The organism is Streptomyces sp. NPDC044044, from assembly GCF_056434405.1.
Genome location: NZ_JBWKFG010000002.1, coordinates 694,306 through 711,873, shown reverse-complemented (window position 1 = coordinate 711,873; position 17,568 = coordinate 694,306). Strand labels below are relative to the sequence as shown.

Below are 17,568 nucleotides of genomic sequence, written 5' to 3'. Positions count from 1 at the left end.
CGTTCCGTCCCCGCTCACCTCGCCCCGTACACCGGCTGCGGCACCTGCGCCCCGGCGAGCAGCTTCAGCATCGCGTCGCCCGCCTCCGCCGGGGTCCAGCGGGCCCCCTTGTCGGCCGTCGGTCCCGGCCGCCAGCCCTCCATGACGGTGATGCGCCCCGCCTCGGCCTCGAAGACGCGGCCCGTGACTCCGGCGGACGCCTCCGAGCCGAGCCACACCACGACCGGCGACACGTTCTCCGGAGCCATCGCGTCGAAGCCGCCCTCTTCGGGCGCCGCCATGGTCTCCGCGAAGGTCTGCTCCGTCATCCGCGTCCGCGCGGCGGGCGCGATCGCGTTGACCCGCACTCCGTAGGAGGCGAATTCGGCCGATGCGACCATCGTGAGCCCGAGGATCCCGGCCTTGGCCGCGCTGTAGTTCCCCTGCCCGACGCTCCCCGACAACCCGGCCCCGGAGCTGGTGTTGACCACGCACGCGTGCCGCGCCCGCCCCGCCTTCGCCTCGCCGCGCCAGTACGCCGCCGCGTGCTTCAGCGGCAGAAAATGCCCCTTCAGATGCACCCGCATCACCGCGTCCCAGTCGTCCTCGTCGAGGTTGACCAGCATCCGGTCCCGCAGGAAACCCGCGTTGTTGACGAGGGTGTCGAGCTGTCCGTACGCGTCGAGCGCGGCACGCACCAGGGACGCGGCGCCCTCGGACGTGGCGATGTCGCCGCCGTGCGCGACGGCATCGCCGCCCGACGCGCGGATCTCCGCGACGACGTCGTGCGCGGGCCCGCCGGACGCCCCGGAGCCGTCGGGCCCCACGCCGAGGTCGTTCACGACGACCTTGGCGCCCTCGGCGGCGTACGCGCGCGCGTGCGCTCTGCCGAGACCGCGGCCCGCGCCGGTGACGATCACGACGCGGCCCTCGCAGATGCCGGTGCCCGGCTTGCCGGCTGAGCTCATTGGGAACTCCTCGGTCATGCGGAACTCCTCCGATACGTTCAGTGGTTGACGGATGCGCCGTGTTCAGTGGTTGACGGAAGCGGCGTCCAGGAACGCGGGGCGTTCGCCGCCCCCGTGCAGGTGCAGTGCGGCACCGCTGATGTAGCGCGCGCTTTCGGAGGCGAGGAAGACGCACGCGTCCCCGACGTCCGACGGATCGGCGAGGCGCCCGAGCGGGACGGTGCGGGCGACCTGCTCGATGCCTGCCTCGTCGCCGTAGTGCAGATGGGCGCTCTCGGTGCGGGCGAGGCCGAGCACGACGGTGTTCACGCGCACCTTCGGGGCCCACTCGACGGCCATCGTGCGCGCGAGGTTCTCCAGGCCCGCCTTGGCCGCGCCATAGGCGCCGCTGCCGGGCGAGGGACGGGAGCCGCTGACGCTCCCGATCATCGTGATGCTGCCCCCGCCGGGCTCCTGGCCGCGCATCACCTCGTACGCGGCCAAGGACGCGTACAGCGGGGCCAGCAGGTTGAGTTCGACGATCTTGGCCTGGCGGGCGGGGGCGGATTCGGCGAGCAGCCCGAAGGGGGTGCCGCCCGCGTTGTTCACCAGGGCGTCCAACCGGCCGTGATCGGCGGCCACATCGGCGAAGAACGTGTGCGCCGCCCCCGCGTCGCGCAGGTCGAGAGGCCTGAACTCGGCGGCGGAGCCCGCCGCTTCGACCGCTTGCTCCGGCGGCCTGCGGGCGCAGACGACGACCCGCGCACCGGTGGCGAGGAAGCTGCGGGCGATACCGGCGCCGACGCCTCGGGTGCCGCCGGTGACGGCCACCACCTGTCGGGTGTCAGTCATCGCTGCTACCTTCCTAACTAACAAATGTTTGATTGAAGGGCCTGGATGAAAGGTAGCGGATCCTCTGATGTCTGTCTCCACCTCCACCCCGGACAAGGGCATCGCCGTCGTCACGGTCGACTTCCCGCCCGTCAACGCCCTGCCCGTGCAGGGGTGGTTCGACCTGGCGGCCGCGGTGCGCGCGGCGGGCCGCGATCCCGGGACGCGCTGCGTCGTCCTTGCCGCCGAGGGCCGCGGATTCAACGCGGGAGTGGACATCAAGGAGATGCAGCGCGACAGCGGCCACAGCGCGCTGATAGGCGCCAACCGCGGGTGCTATGAAGCGTTTTCGGCGGTCTATGAATGCGAGGTGCCGGTCGTCGCCGCGGTGAACGGCTTCTGCCTGGGCGGCGGCATCGGCCTCGTGGGCAACGCGGACGCGATCGTGGCGAGCGAGGACGCGACGTTCGGCCTGCCCGAGCTGGACCGGGGCGCGCTCGGCGCCGCGACGCATCTCGCCCGCCTGGTCCCGCAGCACCTGATGCGCGCCCTGTATTACACCTCGCGCACGGCCACCGCGGCCGAACTGCACGCGCACGGCTCCGTGTGGCGGGTCGTGCCGCGCGATGAACTGGCGGACGCCGCACTGGATCTGGCGCGCGAGATCGCGCAGAAGGACGGCACGCTGCTGCGGTTCGCCAAGGCCGCGATCAACGGCATCGACCCCGTCGACGTGCACCGCAGCTACCGCTTCGAGCAGGGCTTCACCTTCGAGGCGAACTTGAGCGGCCTGGCGGACCGCGTCCGCGATGACTTCGGCACGGGCCCCGGAAAGAAGAAGGAGGAGGGCAGGGCATGACGGACAAGACCATGACGCCCGACGCGATCGTGGGACGGCTGCGGAGCGGGATGACGCTCGGCATCGGCGGCTGGGGTTCGCGCCGCAAGCCCATGGCGCTGGTGCGGGCCCTGCTGCGGTCCGGGATAACGGACCTCACCGTCGTGGCGTACGGCGGCCCCGACATCGGCCTGCTCGCCGCGGCGGGGAAGATCCGCAAGCTGGTCACGGCGTTCACGACCCTCGACTCGATCCCCCTGGAGCCGCACTTCCGCGCGGCGCGCGAGCGCGGCGCCTTCGAACTGGTCGAGCTGGACGAGGCGATGTTCATGCAGGGCCTGACGGCCGGCGCCCAGCGGCTGCCGTTCCTGCCGATCCGCGCGGGCCTCGGCTCGGACGTCCTGCGGGTCAACCCCCAGCTGCGTACGGTCACTTCGCCGTACGACGACGGGGAGGAGCTGGTCGCCGTCCCCGCCCTGCGGATGGACGCCGCGCTGGTCCATCTCAACCGCGCCGACCGCCTGGGCAACGCCCAGTATCTGGGCCCGGATCCGTACTTCGACGACCTGTTCTGCGAGGCGTCCGACACGGCGTACGTGTCGTGCGAGCGGATCGTCGAGTCGAGCGAGCTCACCGAGCAGGCGGCACCGCAGACGATGCTGATCTCCCGGCACGCGGTGACGGGCGTGACCGAGACGCCCAAGGGCGCGCACTTCACGTCGTGCGTGCCGGACTACGGCCGTGACGAGCCCTTCCAGAAGGCGTACGCCACCGCCGCGGGTGACCCGGACGCCTGGAAGGAATTCGAGGACCGCTTCCTGACCGGCACCGAGCAGGACTACCAAGCCGCCGTCCAGGCCTGGCACAAGGAGCAGCGATGACGCAGACCGACCCGGCCGCGGCGGCCGGCGCACCTGGGGCGGCCGCCTCCTCCGTCACCCGCGCCGAGTACTGCGTGATCGCCTGCGCGGAGGCCTGGCGGGGCGCAGGGGAGATCCTCGCATCGCCGATGGGCACGATCCCGGCGATCGCCGCCCGCCTGGCCAAGCTGACGTTCTCGCCGGACCTGCTGCTCACGGACGGGGAGGCGCTGCTGATCGGCGATGTGCCCGCCGTGGGGGCGACATCGGCGGTGACGGAAGGCTGGTTGCCGTACCGCAGGCATCTGACGATGGCCATGGGCGGCAGGCGCCACGTGATGATGGGCGCGAGCCAGATCGACCGCTTCGGGAACCAGAACATCTCCTGCATCGGCGACTGGGAGCGGCCCAAGCGCCAGCTGCTCGGGGTGCGCGGAGCCCCGGTCAACACCCTCAACAACCCCGTGAGTTACTGGATCCCCCGGCACTCGAAGCGCGTCTTCGTCGAGAAGGTCGACATGATCAGCGGCGTGGGGTACGACAGCGCGGCGGCCGCCGGTCCTTCCGCGACGCGCTTCCACGACCTGCGTCGGGTCGTGTCGGACCTCGGCGTCTTCGACTTCGGTGCGGCGGACCACGCGATGCGCCTGGTGTCCCTGCACCCCGGCGTGACGGTCGAGCAGGTGCGTGAGTCGACCGGGTTCACGCTCGCGGGGGCGGCGGACGACGACGTGCCGTGCACCCGCGAGCCGACTGCGGAGGAACTGCGGCTGATCCGGGACGTGGTGGACCCGCGCGGTCTGCGCGAGCGCGAGGTGCGCTCGTGACATCGGCCCCGCCCGGCATGGAGACGGCACTGACCGAACTGGTCGGTGTGCGGTACCCCATCGTGCAGACGGGCATGGGCTGGGTGGCGGGCCCCCGCCTGGTCTCCGCGACGGCGAACGCGGGCGCCCTCGGCATCCTCGCCTCCGCGACGATGACCGTCGACCAGCTGCGCTCGGCCGTCCGGGAGGTCAAGTCCCGTACGGACGAGCCCTTCGGGGTCAACCTGCGCGCCGACGCGGGCGACGCGCGAGACCGGGTGCGGGTCATCGTCGACGAGGGAGTGCGGGTCGCGTCCTTCGCTCTCGCTCCCTCGAAGGAGCTGATAGCGGAGCTGAAGGATGCCGGGGTGGTCGTCATCCCTTCCATCGGGGCGCGACGGCATGCCGAGAAGGTCGCGGCGTGGGGCGCGGACGCGGTCGTCGTACAGGGCGGCGAGGGCGGCGGCCACACCGGCGAGGTCGCCACGACCGTGCTGTTGCCGCAGGTCGTGGACGCGGTGGACATCCCTGTGATCGCGGCGGGCGGCTTCTTCGACGGCCGGGGACTCGTCGCCGCGCTCGCCTATGGCGCGGCGGGGGTCGCGATGGGCACACGCTTCCTGCTGACGTCGGACTCGACGGTGCCGGACGCGGTCAAGGCCCGCTATCTGTCCGCGTCGGTCAAGGACGTCACGGTGACCACACGGGTGGACGGTCTCCCGCACCGGATGCTGCGGACGGATCTTGTCGCCTCGCTGGAGAAGTCAGGACGGGCGACGTCCCTGGCACGGGCCGTGCGGCACGCGGCGGCGTTCCGGAAGCTGTCCGGGATGGGGTGGGGCGAGATGGTCCGGGACGGACTCGCGATGCGGCACGGGAAGGGGATGACGTGGAGCCAGGTCCTGCTGGCCGCGAATACGCCCATGATGCTGAAGTCGGCGATGGTGGACGGGGTGCCGGAAGCGGGGGTCATGGCTTCCGGTCAGGTCGCCGGAGTAATCGAGGACCTGCCCTCGTGCGAGGAGCTGGTGACACGGATGATGGTGGAGGCGACTGACACGGTGGGACGCCTGCGGCTGAACTGAGCGACAACCTCCGCCGGCCTCACCTCGGCCCCACCACGCACCGGAACGAGGCGCGTCGCCGGGGAGATGGAGGGCGGCTGAGGTGGCGGGGCGACTACCACCGAACTGGGGGCAGCTGCGGCGAACCTCGGTGGCCCCCTCGGCGGGCTCTCCTCCACCCCCGCCCCACCCCGGGAATGCAGCTCACCTCCGGGGAGATGGAGGGCGGCTGAGGTGGCGGAGCGACTACCACCGAACTGGGGGCAGCTGCGGCGAACCTCGGAAGCGCCCCCGGCGGACTCTCCTCCACCCCCGCCCCACCCGGAATGCGGGCTCGCCTCCGAGAGATGGAGACGGCTGAGGTGAGGGGGCGGCGACGGCTGAGCTGCTGGGCGGCTACGGCAAAGCTGAACAGCGGCCCTCACCTTCCTGCATCCCGCCACAACCCGGAATACCGCCCGGCTCCGAGGGACGCAGGCGCTGAGTTGGTGCGCGGCTGCGGCGGATCTGAGCGGCGGCTTCCGGCGGGCCCGGCGACCGCTGCCCGGTCCTGCCCCGCCCCGTGCCCGAAGCCATCTCCGCCCGTCAGACCCGTGCACGCCCTCTGCGCAGACCGCCCAGGGCAGTGACGGCACCACCGACAAGGCCCGTCAGTCGACGGTGAACAGATGGACCAGGGTCCGCCCGTCACGACCTGCACGACACCGGTCCGCATCCGCTCCCGCGCGACAGGGAGCCGGGCCCGACCGAGTCCCGCAAGTCCGGCCAGGTCCGCCACCTCGGCCACCTCGGCCACGTCCGCTTCGAGGCGGACGGAGCCGAGCCGTGAACCTGCCCGGCCGCCCGCCTCTCAGACCCCCGCCACCTCCAAGGACGCCCGCGCCCGTGCGGCCATCCCGTCCGCTCCGCAGGATTCGGCCAGGGCAAGGCCGCGCGCCAGCTCGCTCGCGGAGCCTGCCGCGATTCCGTACTCGACTCGTGCGACCGCGTGTTCATAGGCGCACGGCGATGCCTCCAGGCAGGCCACGGCCCGTGCGTACAGCGCGACCGCACGCTGACCGGTCTCCAGGGACGCCTCGCATCGCAGCGCCTCGCCGATCGCCGTGTCCGTGCCGAAGAGCTCCGCCTGGACCCGTGCGTCCGCGACCAGCTGGGCGGCCCGCCGCGGGTCGTCCACGGCGAGTGCGCGGGCGAGGTCGTACGCCCAGGGGTTGACGACCGGGTTGTAGCAGCCGCGTTCGTTCGCGGTCTTCGCCGCCACCTCCAGTTCGCTGATGCCCTCCGGCCGCTGCCCCGTGGTGATCAGCAGGCGGCCCCGCACGGAGTGGATGTCGGGCAGGAGAATCGTGGAGGGGAAGGGCGGCGCGATGCCGTAGCGCTCGGCGGCCTCCTGGGCCTCGTCGACCTTCCCGCGGGCGAGCAGCGTGTCGATGAGTTTGCACGCGGCGTCCCAGTGCATCGGGAGGCCGCTGCCGACGCGGTCGGTGAGACGCAGGCTCTCCCGCAGCGAGGCCTCCGCCTCGGCGAGACGTCCGCGCCTGCGGTACACCAGACCCAACCAGGCCTTGGCCACGGCCAGATGGCCGCCGCTCCAGCCCGCGGCCTCGTAGGCGCGGACCCCCTCGGCGAAGACGCTCTCGGCACGGTCGAGGCGGTCGGTGAAGATATAGGCGCCGCCCAGCATGGTCAGGAGCTCGAAGCCCCACTCCGTGTCGGTCCAGCCGAGGCCCGGCGCGAGGCGGCCGTTGACGAGGGTGCGGTCGCAGAGCTCGACGATCTCCTCCGCGTTCTCCCCGCGGGTCATGGCATCGAAGGCGCGCAGGATCAGCAGGGCGCGCTCGGAGTTGTCGCGTCCCGGCAGTGGTCCGGCGAGCGCGGCGAGGCGGCGCGAACGTCCCGTCGCGTCGTCCTCGCGCGCGTGGATGCCCTCCCACATGTAGTGGACCCCCTCAAGGCGCATCCGGTCGGGCCCGCCCTCAAGACGGTCGGCCTCCGCGTCCACGACACGCAGGGCCTCCTCCAACTGGTCGTTGTGCACCAGGGCTTGGGAGAGGCGGCAGACGGCGTCCACCCGCAGCCCGCGGTCGAGCCCCGGGGTGTGGAGCGCCTCGCGCAGGTGGCCGATGGTCGTGGCGGGCGAGGTGAGGAGCGTGGCGCAGCCCAGTTCGTAGAGCACGCGCGCGTGGGTCTCGGGCAGCGGGGGTTCCCGCAGGGCGCGTTCGAGGCAGCGGCGGGCCGCGTCCGGCGCACCGACCGCGAGGTGCTCGGCCGCCGCTTCGCGCAACTGCTTGACCAGCTCGGGGTCGTCGTCCGGATGGACCTCGAGGAGATGCCGCGATGCGGCTGCCGCGCCACGGCCCGACAACGTGACGGCCCACGCGGCCTGGCCGTGCATCGCGGTGCGGGTGGCGGGCGGGATCGAGCGGTAGACGGTGCTCGCGATCAGCGGATGGACGAACTCCAGGCCCTGGTCGGCGCCGAGCAGGATGCGCGCGGTGCGCAGCCGCTCCGCGCACCGCTCGGCCGCCTCACGGGTCATCCCGGCGAGCGAGGCTGCGAGCTCGAGCGGGATGGCGGTGCCGAGGATCGCCGCCGCCCACGCGAACCGCGTGACGTCCGTGCCGAGTCCTTCGAGGCGGGCGACGAGACCGCGGCCGCGCGCCGAGCGGTTCAGGGCGCGCAGTTCGGCGGCGGAGCTCTCCACCGGCTCCAGTTCGCTGTCCTGCACCTTGGCGAGCAGTTCCACGGATTCGTACGGATTGCCGCCGGTGACCGCCCACACCTCGCGGCAGAACGGGGCGTCCGCGTGCTCGCCGAGCGTGGCGCGGGTGAGTCCGGCCGCCGCGTCCGGGGTGAGCGCGCGCAGCGGGGGCGTGGGGCGGGCCGCCGCTCCGACGGCCGCGAGGTGGCGCGCGCTCTCGCCGGTGGCGTCGTCCGGCCGGTGGGCGACCACCACGAGGACGGGCAGTTCGTCGAGGCGCTGGGCGAACGCGGCCAGCCAGTGCAGGGTCTCCTGGTCGGCCCAGTGCGCGTCGTCGATGAGCAGGACGAGCGGCCAGTGCAGCCCCGAAAGCCGCGCCACCGCCTCCACCAGACCGTCGCACACGCCCTGCGGGTCGGCCTGGAGCCCCGTCGGCTCGGCTATGCCGAGCGCGGGGCCCGCGATCTCGTACCAGTCGCCGAGATACTCCCGTGCCTCCTCCGGGGAGAGCGCGACGAGAGCCGGCTGCAGCAGCTGGCGTACGACGTTGAAGGGGACGGAGGTGACGGTCTCGCCACCTCGGGCGGACCACACCATGGCCCGCCCTTGTGCGATGCGGCGCACCTCGGAAAGGAGCGCCGTCTTGCCGATCCCCGCCTCGCCCTGGAAGACGAGCAGTCCGCCCGCTGTCGTCGAGTCCGAGCACAGCTCGTCAACGGCCCGCCCGGCCGCGGCGAGTTCCGCATCGCGCTCCCACAGCGGGGCCCAGATGGCACCTCCGGGCCGTCCCTGCGTCATCGCGCTACCTCCCGAGGTCGCTCAATCGACGTACAGACATCGAGACTAGCTGGGGAGAGGGCCTCGCGGTGCGGGGTCCGGTCAGCAACTCCCGCAAGGAGTGAGGCAGGCGCCAGGAACTGGACGCGGTCAGAGGCGCTCGATGATGGTCACGTTCGCCTGACCGCCACCTTCGCACATGGTCTGGAGGCCGAACCGGCCGCCTGTGCGCTCCAGTTCGTGCAGGAGCGTCGTCATCAGTTTGACGCCGGTCGCGCCGAGAGGATGGCCGAGGGCTATCGCACCGCCGTTGACGTTGACCTTCTCCGGGTCCGCCCCGGTCTCCTTCAGCCAGGCGAGGACGACCGGCGCGAAGGCTTCGTTGATCTCGACGAGGTCGATGTCGCCGATGCTCATGCCGGTCTTCTTGAGGGCGTACGCGGTGGCGGGGATCGGCGCGGACAGCATCCGGATCGGGTCCTCGCCGCGCACCGAGAGGTGGTGGATGCGGGCGCGGGGCGTCAACCCGTGCTCCCGCACGGCCCGTTCGCTCGCGACGAGCAGCGCGGCGGCGCCGTCCGAGACCTGCGACGAGCACGCGGCGGTGATGGTGCCCTCGTCCAGGACGGGCTTGAGGCCCGCCATCTTCTCCAGGGTCGTGTCGCGGCGCGGGCCCTCGTCGGTGGTCACGCCCGCGTACGCGGTGAGTTCGCGGTCGAAGCGGCCCTCGTCGATCGCGCGGACGGCCCGCTGGTGCGAGCGGAGTGCGAACTCCTCCATGTCACGGCGGGTGATGCCCCACTTCTCGGCGATCAGCTGGGCGCCGTGGAACTGGTTGACGGGCCGGTCGCCGTAGCGGGCGCGCCAGCCCTCGCTGCCCGCGTACGGGCCTTCGGTGAGACCGAGCGGTTCGGCGGCCTGCCGGGAGGCGAAGGCGATGGGGATCATCGACATGTTCTGTGTGCCGCCCGCGACGACGAGGTCCTGTGTGCCGGACAGGACGCCCTGCGCCGCGAAGTGCACGGCCTGCTGCGAGGATCCGCACTGCCGGTCGATCGTCACGCCGGGCACCTCTTCGGGCAGCCCTGCCGCCAGCCAGGAGGTACGGGCGATGTCCCCGGCCTGCGGGCCGACCGTGTCCAGGCAGCCGAAGACGACGTCCTCGACGGCGGCGGGGTCGATCCCGGTGCGCTCGACGAGCGTCTTCAGGACGTGGGCTCCCAGGTCGGCGGGGTGGACGGCCGCGAGGCCGCCCTTGCGCCTGCCGACGGGGGTGCGGACCGCTTCGACGATGTAGGCCTCGGCCATGACTGCGTACTCCTCGTGCTCCTCGGGCGGTGCGCGGTCGCCGGGGTGACGACGCGCTCTCTACGTGCGTACGGCGATGCCGTCCAGGACCATCGAGAGGTACTGGCGGGCGATCTCCTCGGGGCTGTGGCCTCCCCCTGGGCGGTACCAGGACGCGGCGACCCAGACGGTGTCGCGCACGAAGCGGTAGGCGAGCCGGATGTCCAGGTCGTCGCGGAAGACGCGCTCCTCGACTCCGCGCTCCAGCGTCGTCAGCCACGTCTTCTCGAAGCGCTGCTGCGAGTCCGTGAGGTACTGGAAGCGCGCCTGCGCGACCAGGTGCCTGGACTCCTTCTGGTAGATGGCGACGGCGGAGCGGTGCCGGTCGATCTCCCGGAAGGACTCGGTGACGAGCGCCTCGAGCGTCTCGCGGGGGCCGAGCTGCGACTGGAGCACGGTGTCGTACCCGTCCCACAGCTCGGCGAGGAAGGTGGAGAGGATCTCTTCGAGCATCGACTCCTTGGAGTCGAAGTGGTAGTAGAGGCTGCCGGCGAGCATGCCGGCGGCGTCCGCGATCTTGCGGACCGTGGTCGCGTTGTACCCCTGTTCGGCGAAGACGTCGGCCGCGATGGCGAGGAGTTCGCTGCGGCGCTCGGGCGAGGGACTCACCGCGGGCTTCTTCTTCGTGGTGCTGCTCTGCTTGGCCGTGGCGCTCTGCTTCGTCGTGGTGCTGCTCTGCTTCGGTTTCGACACACGGTCATTCTCCGCCTAGGCGTGCTGGTTGCTGACCGAGACCGTCTCGCCCGTCATGTACGAGGAGTACTCGCTGGCCAGGAAGACGATGACGTTGGCTATCTCCCAGGGCTCGGCGTGCCGCCCGAACGCCTCACGGGCGGTGAGCTCCTCGAGCAGCTCGGGCGATGTGACCTTCGCGAGGTGCGGGTGCATGGCGAGGCTGGGCGACACCGCGTTGATCCGTATGCCGTGGGGCGCGGCTTCGACGGCGGCGCAGCGCGTGAGGGCCATGACGCCGGCCTTCGCCGCGGCGTAGTGCGCCTGGCCCGCCTGGGCGCGCCAGCCGAGCACCGAGGCGTTGTTCACGATCACGCCGCCCCGGTCGGCGGCCCGCATGCGGCGCAGGGCGGCCCTGGTGGAGCGGAACGTGCCGTTCAGTGTCACGTCGATGACTCTGTCCCACTGCTCGTCGGTCATCTCGGTGAGCTCGGCGGTGCCACCGAGTCCCGCGTTGTTCACGACGACGTCCAGGCCGCCGTGGCGCTGCTCCGCGAGGTCGTACAGAGCCTGCACATGGGCTTCGTCCGTGACGTCGCACGGCGTCCCGTCGACCCGGTCGGCGCCGAACTCCCCGGCAAGCGCCTCGACCGTCTCCTTCGTGCGGCGCGGGTGGGCGTCGCCGATGACGATGCGCGCGCCCTCCTCCAGGAAGCGGCGGGCCGTGGCGCCGCCGATGCCCGCTCCGGCCGCGGCGGTGATGACGGCGGTGCGGCCCGCGAGCAGACCGTGCCCCGGCACGTACGTGGGTGCGTCCATGCTCGACCCCCTTGACTGTCGACTCGCTCTCGACGACTGACTCCACCTCAGGGTAATCTACCAAACACTTGTTAGGGAAGGCCGCCGGGGACGCGGAAGACCACTGGGGAAGAACCGACCGAAGAGGTGGGCCACTGATGGACCTCGACTTCACCGCCGGGGAAGGGGAGTTCAGGCAGCGGGCGCGTGACTGGCTCGCCGGGCATGTCCCGGACGAGCCACTGCCGTCACTGGAGACCCGGGAGGGATTCGCGGCCCACCGCGCCTGGGAGGGCGAGCTCGCGGCCGACCGCTGGTCGGTGGTGTCCTGGCCCGAGGAGTACGGCGGGCAGGGCGTCGACATCGTCAAGTGGCTGGTGTTCGAGGAGGAGTACTTCGCGGCGGGCGCCCCCGGCCGCGTCTCGCAGAACGGCATCAACCTCCTCGCGCCGACTCTCTTCGACTTCGGCACCGACGAGCAGCGCGCCCGGATCCTGCCCCCGATGGCGAGCGGAGAGGTGATCTGGGCGCAGGCCTGGTCCGAGCCGGAGTCCGGCTCTGACCTGGCGTCGCTGCGCTCCACCGCCCGCCGCACGGACGGCGGTTGGCTGATCAGCGGGCAGAAGACCTGGTCGTCGCGGGCCGCGTTCGCCGACCGCGCGTTCGGCCTGTTCCGCAGCGACCCCGCCGTCGACTCCGCCAAGCCGCACCGTGGCCTGACGTACCTGATGTTCCCGCTCGGCGCGGACGGCGTGACCGTCCGCCCCATCGGACGTCTGGACGGCAAGCCCGCGTTCGCCGAACTCTTCCTGGACGACGTCTTCGTGCCGGACGACGACGTGATCGGCGCGCCGGGCCAGGGCTGGCGGATCGCCATGTCGACGACGGGCAACGAACGGGGTCTGACGCTGCGCTCCCCCGGCCGCTTCGTCGCCACGGCCGACCGCCTGGTGCGGCAGTGGCGCGCGCACGGCGACCCCGGGGACACCGCGCTGCGCGACCGGGTGGCCGACGCCGTGATCGGGGCCCGCGCCTATCAGCTGTTCACGTGGGCCAACGCCTCGCGCTTCGCGGCGGGCGAGACGATCGGCGCGGAGTCGAGCCTGAACAAGGTCTTCTGGTCCGAGTACGACATCGCGCTGCACGAGACCGCGCTCGATCTCCTGCGCGCGGAGGGCGAGTTGGCGGACGGCGGCGACTGGGCGGAGGGGTACGTCTTCTCGCTCGCCGGGCCGATCTACGCGGGCACCAACGAAATCCAGCGCGACATCATCGCCGAGCGGCTGCTCGGACTGCCGAAAGGACGCCGCTGATGAGGTTCCTCCTCGACGACGAGCAGCGGGAGTTCGCGCGCTCGCTCGACGCGATGCTGACGGCGGCCGACACCCCGGCGGCCGCGAGAGCCTGGGCCGCCGGGGATTTCACACCGGGGCGTGCCGTGTGGGGACGCCTCGCGGATACCGGCGTGTTCGCCCTTGCCGTACCTGAGGAGTACGAGGGGATGGGGCCGCTCCCGGTCGAAACAGCCGTCGCCTGCGTGGAGTTGGGGCGGCATGCGGTGCCGGGGCCGGTGGTCGAGACGGTGGCGGCGGGCGCACTGCTCGCGCGGCTCGCCGAGCTGGGAGAGGCAGACCCGGCCAAGCGGCTCCTGCCGTCCCTGGCCTCCGGGGACGCCGTCACGACGCTCGCTCTCCCCGAGGGGGGTCCGTTCGCCCTGGACGCGGACGCGGCGACGCTGCGGCTGACCGCGACGGGCGGTGACCTGCGCCTGGCCTCAGGGCACGCGCGCGTGGAGCGTTCCCTCGACCCCGTACGGCGCCTGGCGCGCCTGCGGCCCGAAGGCGAACTCCTCGCGTCGGGCCCCTCGGTGACAAAGGCTTCCCGGTACGCGGCCGACTGGGCCTCGCTCGCGACGGCGGCGCAGGCGTTGGGGGTCGGACTCGCACTGCTGGACAAGACGGTCGCGTACGTGAAGCAGCGCACCCAGTTCGGCACGCCGATCGGCGGCTTCCAGGCGGTCAAGCACCGGCTCGCGGACGTCCTGATAGGCCTCGAATTCGCCCGGCCCCTTCTCTACGGAGCGGCGCTGACCCTGAAGACGGCAGATGTGGCCGCGGCGAAGGCGACGGCGGGCGAAGCGGCGTACGGCGCCGCGCGGGCGGCACTGCAACTCCACGGGGCGATCGGCTACACCGCGGAGTACGACCTGTCGCTGTGGCTGACCAAGGCGCGAGCGCTGCGCACCGCCTGGGGCAGCCCCGGGGAGTGCCGACGGCTCGTGCTGTCCGGAGGCGGAGGGCGCGGGGCCGACTGACGCATGGCGCACGCGAAGGCCCCCTGGTTCCCTGCGCCACCCACGCTGCCTGCGCCGCCTGCGCCGCCTGCCTCATGCGTACTCCCACCCCCCCCCTCGCCCACCTGCTCGCGGGCGATCCGGTGCCACTCCTGGACACCGCCCAGGAGCGGCCAGGCCCACGTGGGGCGGTGTCCGGTGCGCAGCTCGTCGAGGCGGCGGGCGAGGACCGGGCCCGCGAACTCGGCGCCGTCGGGGACGCGCATGCCCTGCGCGGCACGCAGTTCGGTGAACCGCGCCAGCTCCGCCTCGTACATCGCCACGGCCCGCTCCGTGCCGGTGTCCACCTCGTCCTGGGAAGCGGTCCGCCGCAGTTCCAGGACGGCCGGTTCCACGGACTCGGCGATCGCCGCGGCCAGGCGGGCGTGGCCGTCAAGGACGAGATGGCTGTCGAGGCCGCTCACCCACCAGAGCAGGACGGGCGGCAGGGTGCCGTCCCGCGCCTGCTTGCGGTACGCCTTGACGCGGGGGTCGTCGGCGTCCGGCATCGCCCGCAGCGGAAAGATCTCCCACGAGCCGCTGTGAACCCACCAGTCGATGTACCCGTCGGGATCGCCCTCGATGAGGAGCGAGCGCCAGTACTCCCCCATTCGCTCGCTCGCATGTTTCCACCGGCGCAGCAGCGGATCCGGGTCCAGCGCCCAACGCCCGTCGTGCAGAGGGCCGTCGGGTGACGCGTCGAGCAGGGTCGCGAAGTGGTGCGCCCAGCGCTGCGGGGAGCCTCCGTAGGCGCGGGCCATGTGTGCGCGCAGGGGCGGGACGAAGGGGCGGTAGCGGCCGGTCCTGCGGAAGTCGACTCCGGCGCGGTGCGGGTCCACCAGGGCCAGCAGCAGCGGGTCGGCAGCGGCTCCCTGCGCCAGGAGCAGGCGGTTTTCGGCGGCCCACAGGCACATGCCGGGCCGGGGCCGTTCGCGCACCTCCAGGAGCAGGCCGCTCCAGGTGCCGTCGGATCGGGTGAGGTTCGTGCGCCGCGTCCCGGCGTACGGAGCGGGCGATCCCGTGGTGGACCCCGTGGCGGACATGGACGACTCGCCCCCTCCCCGTGCGTCGACGACTTGAACTGGATCGTACGTGCGAGTGCACGCGCGCCGTCATCGCTGCAATGATCAAACACCAGGTGAGGAGAGCGAGAGGGGCAGCACGTGCGCGTAATCGGGCTGATGTCGGGGACTTCGTACGACGCCATCGACGCCGCGGCGGCCGACCTGACGATCGACGGCGACCGTCTGCTGCTCTCCCCGCTGGGTCTCATCACCCGCGGGTACGACGAGGCGCTGCGGACGGCACTGGGCGCCGCGCTGCCGCCCGCCGCCACCACGCTGGCGGAGGTCTGCCGCCTCGACACCCGCATCGGCCAGGCCTTCGCCTCGGCGGCCGCCGAGGCGGACCGTGAACTGTGCGACGGGCGCGCCGAGTTGGTCGCCTCGCACGGACAGACGGTCTACCACTGGGTGGAGGACGGTCAGGTACACGGCACTCTGCAGATCGGGCAGCCCGCCTGGATCGCCGAGAGGACAGGGCTTCCGGTGGTCGCCGACTTCCGCCCCCGCGACATCGCCGCGGGTGGCCAGGGCGCGCCCCTGGTCAGCATCGTCGACCGGATGTGGCTGCGCGGCAGGCCCGGCGCGCCCGCCGCGCTGAACCTCGGCGGCATCGCCAACATCACCGCCCCGGACGGCACCGCCTTCGACACGGGCCCCGCCAACGCCCTCATCGACGCCGCCGTGCGCGAACTGACGCGGGAGCGGCTCACGTACGACATGGACGGCGAGATGGCCGCGCGCGGCACGGTCGACGAGGGGCTGCTCACCGTCCTGCTCGGCGAGCCGTACTACGCGCGCCCCGCCCCGAAGACCACCGGCAAGGAACTCTTCCACCTGCCCTATCTGCGGGCGGCACTCACCGGGTACGAGGGCCTCGCCCCGCAGGACGTCGTCGCCACCCTCACCCGGCTGACCGCACGCACGGTCGCCGACGCCGTCAGGGCGGTCCACGCCTCCGAGGTCATCGCCTCCGGCGGCGGCACGCGCAATCCGACGCTGATGGCCTTCCTGCGGGCCGAGTTGGGGGACAAGGTCCCGGTGCGCACCTCCGACGAGCTCGGCCTGCCCTCCGCCGCGAAGGAGGCGTACGCCTTCGCGGTGCTCGGTTTCCTGACGGCGCACGGGCTGCCGGGGACGGTGCCGGAGAGCACGGGGGCGCGGCATGCGAGCGTGCTGGGGTCGATCACTCCGGGGCGGGCCGGGGTGCGGGTGCCCGCGCCCGGGGGCGGCGGACCGGTGCGGCTCGTGGTGGACGGGCAGGAGAGATGAACGCCCCCGCAGGCGAGTGAGGTGCCCCCCCCGGGCGAGAGTGGCGAACGCCCCCCCGGCGCGAGAGGTGAACGCGCATCCACCGGGCCGGAGAGGCGAACTCGCCTCTCTCCGGGGCGAAGAGAGCGGCCGAACAGTGACCTCCGTACGGGCCCCCTCTCATCCCGCTTTCACCGAATGCTCATACGCTGACGCCCATGACCCAGGTAACCCCTCCCGGCTGGTACCCCGACCCCGGCCAGACAACTGACGGCCCCCGTACCGAGCGCTGGTGGGACGGGAACGTATGGACGGACCAGGTCCGCGCGGTGGGTTCCGCCGCCGCCGGGTGGGGTGGTTCCGCCCCGGCGACGCCCCCGGCGGCTCCTCCGACGGCTCCCCCGGCCCATCCGCCCGCGCCCCCGGCGGGCGCCCCGACCGTCGCCGCCCCGGGCGCATACCCGGCGGCCTACCCCTCCTACCCGGGACAGCCCACCGCCCCGCGGCGCGGCCTGCGCACAGGCATAGCCGTGGGCGTGGCCCTCGTGGTGCTCGCCGGAATAGGCGGCGGCGTCTACTTCCTGACCGCCGACGACGACGGGGACGGCGACAGCGCCGCCAAGGCCCCCTCGTCCTCCGCCCCGTCGCAGCCCGACGTGCCCCAGGAGCCGCAGGCCCCGGAGTCGTCGGAGCCCCCGAGCGAACCGTCCGCCCCGCCGACCAGCGAAGAGGGGTACGCCACCGACATCTTCAGCGGCATCAGCCTTCCCGTGCCCGACGGCTGGACCGGCGAGGCCGCGGGCGGCGGTGCCTCGGTGACGACCGGGCCCTACCCCTGCCCCAGGGAAGCCTCCAAGACATGCACCCGCGGCGGCGCATACTCGGGGCCCGCCAAAAGGTTCAAGGTGGACGCCAAGACGGCGGAGGCGGCCGCCAAGGCGGACATCGCCGTCAACGCCAAGGAGTCCTACGGCGGCAAGACCTACGGCAAGATCACCTCGCACAAGGAGCTGGAGTCCAAGGCGGTCACCGTCGCGGGCCAGAAGGGCTACCTCGTGCGCTGGAAGGCCGTCACCGAGAAGAGCGACGACGGGTATGTCCAGTCGCTCGCCTTCCCCTCTCCCACCGTGAAGTCCGAGCTCGTCATCGTCCGCATCGGCATCGACGTCAACGACAAGTCCCCGAAGCTGTCCGTCATGGACGAGATCACCAAGGGGATCAAGGCCGCGGCGGGCGGCGGGGGCGGCAACGGCCAGGAGGTCTGACGGTGCCTCGCCCGGCTCCGGCCGGGAACGTCAGAGCCG

The 17,568-nt window shown here is 72.4% G+C and carries 14 protein-coding genes; 8 read left to right on the top strand and 6 right to left on the bottom strand.

Annotation, left to right across the window (positions count from 1 at the left end):
• Window positions 1-14: 14 nt before the first annotated feature.
• Together AC07AG_RS09065 and AC07AG_RS09060 are read right to left on the bottom strand one after the other, a co-directional pair.
• The gene (locus tag AC07AG_RS09065; protein ID WP_478753335.1) at window positions 15-947 is read right to left on the bottom strand and encodes an SDR family oxidoreductase; all 933 of its coding nucleotides are present in this window, start codon (window positions 945-947) and stop codon (window positions 15-17) included.
• A gap of 63 nt (window positions 948-1,010) precedes the next feature.
• Window positions 1,011-1,778: an SDR family oxidoreductase gene (locus tag AC07AG_RS09060; RefSeq protein WP_478753333.1), complete on the bottom strand. Its 768-nt coding sequence runs from the start codon at window positions 1,776-1,778 to the stop codon at window positions 1,011-1,013.
• A 67-nt stretch (window positions 1,779-1,845) separates the two neighbouring features.
• On the opposite strand from AC07AG_RS09060, the gene AC07AG_RS09055 reads away from it, so the two are divergent.
• Genes AC07AG_RS09055 through AC07AG_RS09040 form a run of 4 tightly spaced genes read left to right on the top strand, consistent with a single transcriptional unit; the run spans window position 1,846 to window position 5,346 of the window.
• Window positions 1,846-2,616 (top strand): enoyl-CoA hydratase family protein, encoded by a 771-nt coding sequence (locus AC07AG_RS09055; RefSeq protein ID WP_478753331.1) that lies wholly within the window; start codon window positions 1,846-1,848, stop codon window positions 2,614-2,616.
• Window positions 2,613-3,476: a CoA transferase subunit A gene (locus AC07AG_RS09050; RefSeq protein WP_478753329.1), complete on the top strand. Its 864-nt coding sequence runs from the start codon at window positions 2,613-2,615 to the stop codon at window positions 3,474-3,476. The genes AC07AG_RS09055 and AC07AG_RS09050 overlap by 4 nt, the downstream gene beginning before the upstream one ends.
• A complete protein-coding gene (locus tag AC07AG_RS09045) occupies window positions 3,473-4,282 on the top strand; it encodes a CoA-transferase subunit beta (protein WP_478753327.1) in 810 nt (269 codons plus the stop codon). Before AC07AG_RS09050 ends, AC07AG_RS09045 begins: the two co-directional genes overlap by 4 nt.
• 17 nt (window positions 4,283-4,299) lie before the next feature.
• Window positions 4,300-5,346, top strand: a complete 1,047-nt coding sequence (locus AC07AG_RS09040) for an NAD(P)H-dependent flavin oxidoreductase (RefSeq protein WP_478753955.1) — start codon at window positions 4,300-4,302, stop codon at window positions 5,344-5,346.
• Between the two features lie 829 nt (window positions 5,347-6,175).
• Here AC07AG_RS09040 and AC07AG_RS09035 read toward each other — a convergent pair.
• From AC07AG_RS09035 to AC07AG_RS09020, 4 genes are all read right to left on the bottom strand, one after another.
• A complete protein-coding gene (locus AC07AG_RS09035) occupies window positions 6,176-8,824 on the bottom strand; it encodes an ATP-binding protein (protein ID WP_478753325.1) in 2,649 nt (882 codons plus the stop codon).
• Window positions 8,825-8,953: 129 nt separating this feature from the next.
• On the bottom strand, window positions 8,954-10,111 hold the full coding sequence (locus AC07AG_RS09030; RefSeq protein ID WP_478753323.1) for an acetyl-CoA C-acetyltransferase: 1,158 nt from the start codon (window positions 10,109-10,111) through the stop codon (window positions 8,954-8,956).
• Window positions 10,112-10,171: 60 nt separating this feature from the next.
• Window positions 10,172-10,759 (bottom strand): TetR/AcrR family transcriptional regulator, encoded by a 588-nt coding sequence (locus tag AC07AG_RS09025; RefSeq protein WP_478753954.1) that lies wholly within the window; start codon window positions 10,757-10,759, stop codon window positions 10,172-10,174.
• Window positions 10,760-10,858: 99 nt separating this feature from the next.
• Window positions 10,859-11,641: an SDR family oxidoreductase gene (locus AC07AG_RS09020; protein ID WP_371526210.1), complete on the bottom strand. Its 783-nt coding sequence runs from the start codon at window positions 11,639-11,641 to the stop codon at window positions 10,859-10,861.
• Between the two features lie 137 nt (window positions 11,642-11,778).
• On the opposite strand from AC07AG_RS09020, the gene AC07AG_RS09015 reads away from it, so the two are divergent.
• From AC07AG_RS09015 to AC07AG_RS09000, 4 genes are all read left to right on the top strand, one after another.
• Window positions 11,779-12,933 (top strand): acyl-CoA dehydrogenase family protein, encoded by a 1,155-nt coding sequence (locus tag AC07AG_RS09015; protein ID WP_478753321.1) that lies wholly within the window; start codon window positions 11,779-11,781, stop codon window positions 12,931-12,933.
• The gene (locus AC07AG_RS09010) at window positions 12,933-13,934 is read left to right on the top strand and encodes an acyl-CoA dehydrogenase family protein (RefSeq protein WP_478753319.1); all 1,002 of its coding nucleotides are present in this window, start codon (window positions 12,933-12,935) and stop codon (window positions 13,932-13,934) included. The genes AC07AG_RS09015 and AC07AG_RS09010 overlap by 1 nt, the downstream gene beginning before the upstream one ends.
• A gap of 1,181 nt (window positions 13,935-15,115) precedes the next feature.
• On the top strand, window positions 15,116-16,285 hold the full coding sequence (locus tag AC07AG_RS09005) for an anhydro-N-acetylmuramic acid kinase (protein ID WP_478753317.1): 1,170 nt from the start codon (window positions 15,116-15,118) through the stop codon (window positions 16,283-16,285).
• A 197-nt stretch (window positions 16,286-16,482) separates the two neighbouring features.
• The gene (locus tag AC07AG_RS09000) at window positions 16,483-17,529 is read left to right on the top strand and encodes a DUF2510 domain-containing protein (RefSeq protein ID WP_478753315.1); all 1,047 of its coding nucleotides are present in this window, start codon (window positions 16,483-16,485) and stop codon (window positions 17,527-17,529) included.
• Window positions 17,530-17,568: the final 39 nt, after the last annotated feature.

Excerpts from the sequence above, each read along its gene's own strand:
- AC07AG_RS09065 (WP_478753335.1), bottom strand. The coding sequence starts at position 947 with ATGAGCTCAGCCGGCAAGCCGGGCACCGGCATCTGCGAGGGCCGCGTC.
- AC07AG_RS09060 (WP_478753333.1), bottom strand. The coding sequence starts at position 1,778 with ATGACTGACACCCGACAGGTGGTGGCCGTCACCGGCGGCACCCGAGGC.
- AC07AG_RS09055 (WP_478753331.1), top strand. The coding sequence starts at position 1,846 with ATGTCTGTCTCCACCTCCACCCCGGACAAGGGCATCGCCGTCGTCACG.
- AC07AG_RS09050 (WP_478753329.1), top strand. The coding sequence starts at position 2,613 with ATGACGGACAAGACCATGACGCCCGACGCGATCGTGGGACGGCTGCGG.
- AC07AG_RS09045 (WP_478753327.1), top strand. The coding sequence starts at position 3,473 with ATGACGCAGACCGACCCGGCCGCGGCGGCCGGCGCACCTGGGGCGGCC.
- AC07AG_RS09040 (WP_478753955.1), top strand. The coding sequence starts at position 4,300 with ATGGAGACGGCACTGACCGAACTGGTCGGTGTGCGGTACCCCATCGTG.
- AC07AG_RS09035 (WP_478753325.1), bottom strand. The coding sequence starts at position 8,824 with ATGACGCAGGGACGGCCCGGAGGTGCCATCTGGGCCCCGCTGTGGGAG.
- AC07AG_RS09030 (WP_478753323.1), bottom strand. The coding sequence starts at position 10,111 with ATGGCCGAGGCCTACATCGTCGAAGCGGTCCGCACCCCCGTCGGCAGG.
- AC07AG_RS09020 (WP_371526210.1), bottom strand. The coding sequence starts at position 11,641 with ATGGACGCACCCACGTACGTGCCGGGGCACGGTCTGCTCGCGGGCCGC.
- AC07AG_RS09015 (WP_478753321.1), top strand. The coding sequence starts at position 11,779 with ATGGACCTCGACTTCACCGCCGGGGAAGGGGAGTTCAGGCAGCGGGCG.
- AC07AG_RS09010 (WP_478753319.1), top strand. The coding sequence starts at position 12,933 with ATGAGGTTCCTCCTCGACGACGAGCAGCGGGAGTTCGCGCGCTCGCTC.
- AC07AG_RS09000 (WP_478753315.1), top strand. The coding sequence starts at position 16,483 with ATGACCCAGGTAACCCCTCCCGGCTGGTACCCCGACCCCGGCCAGACA.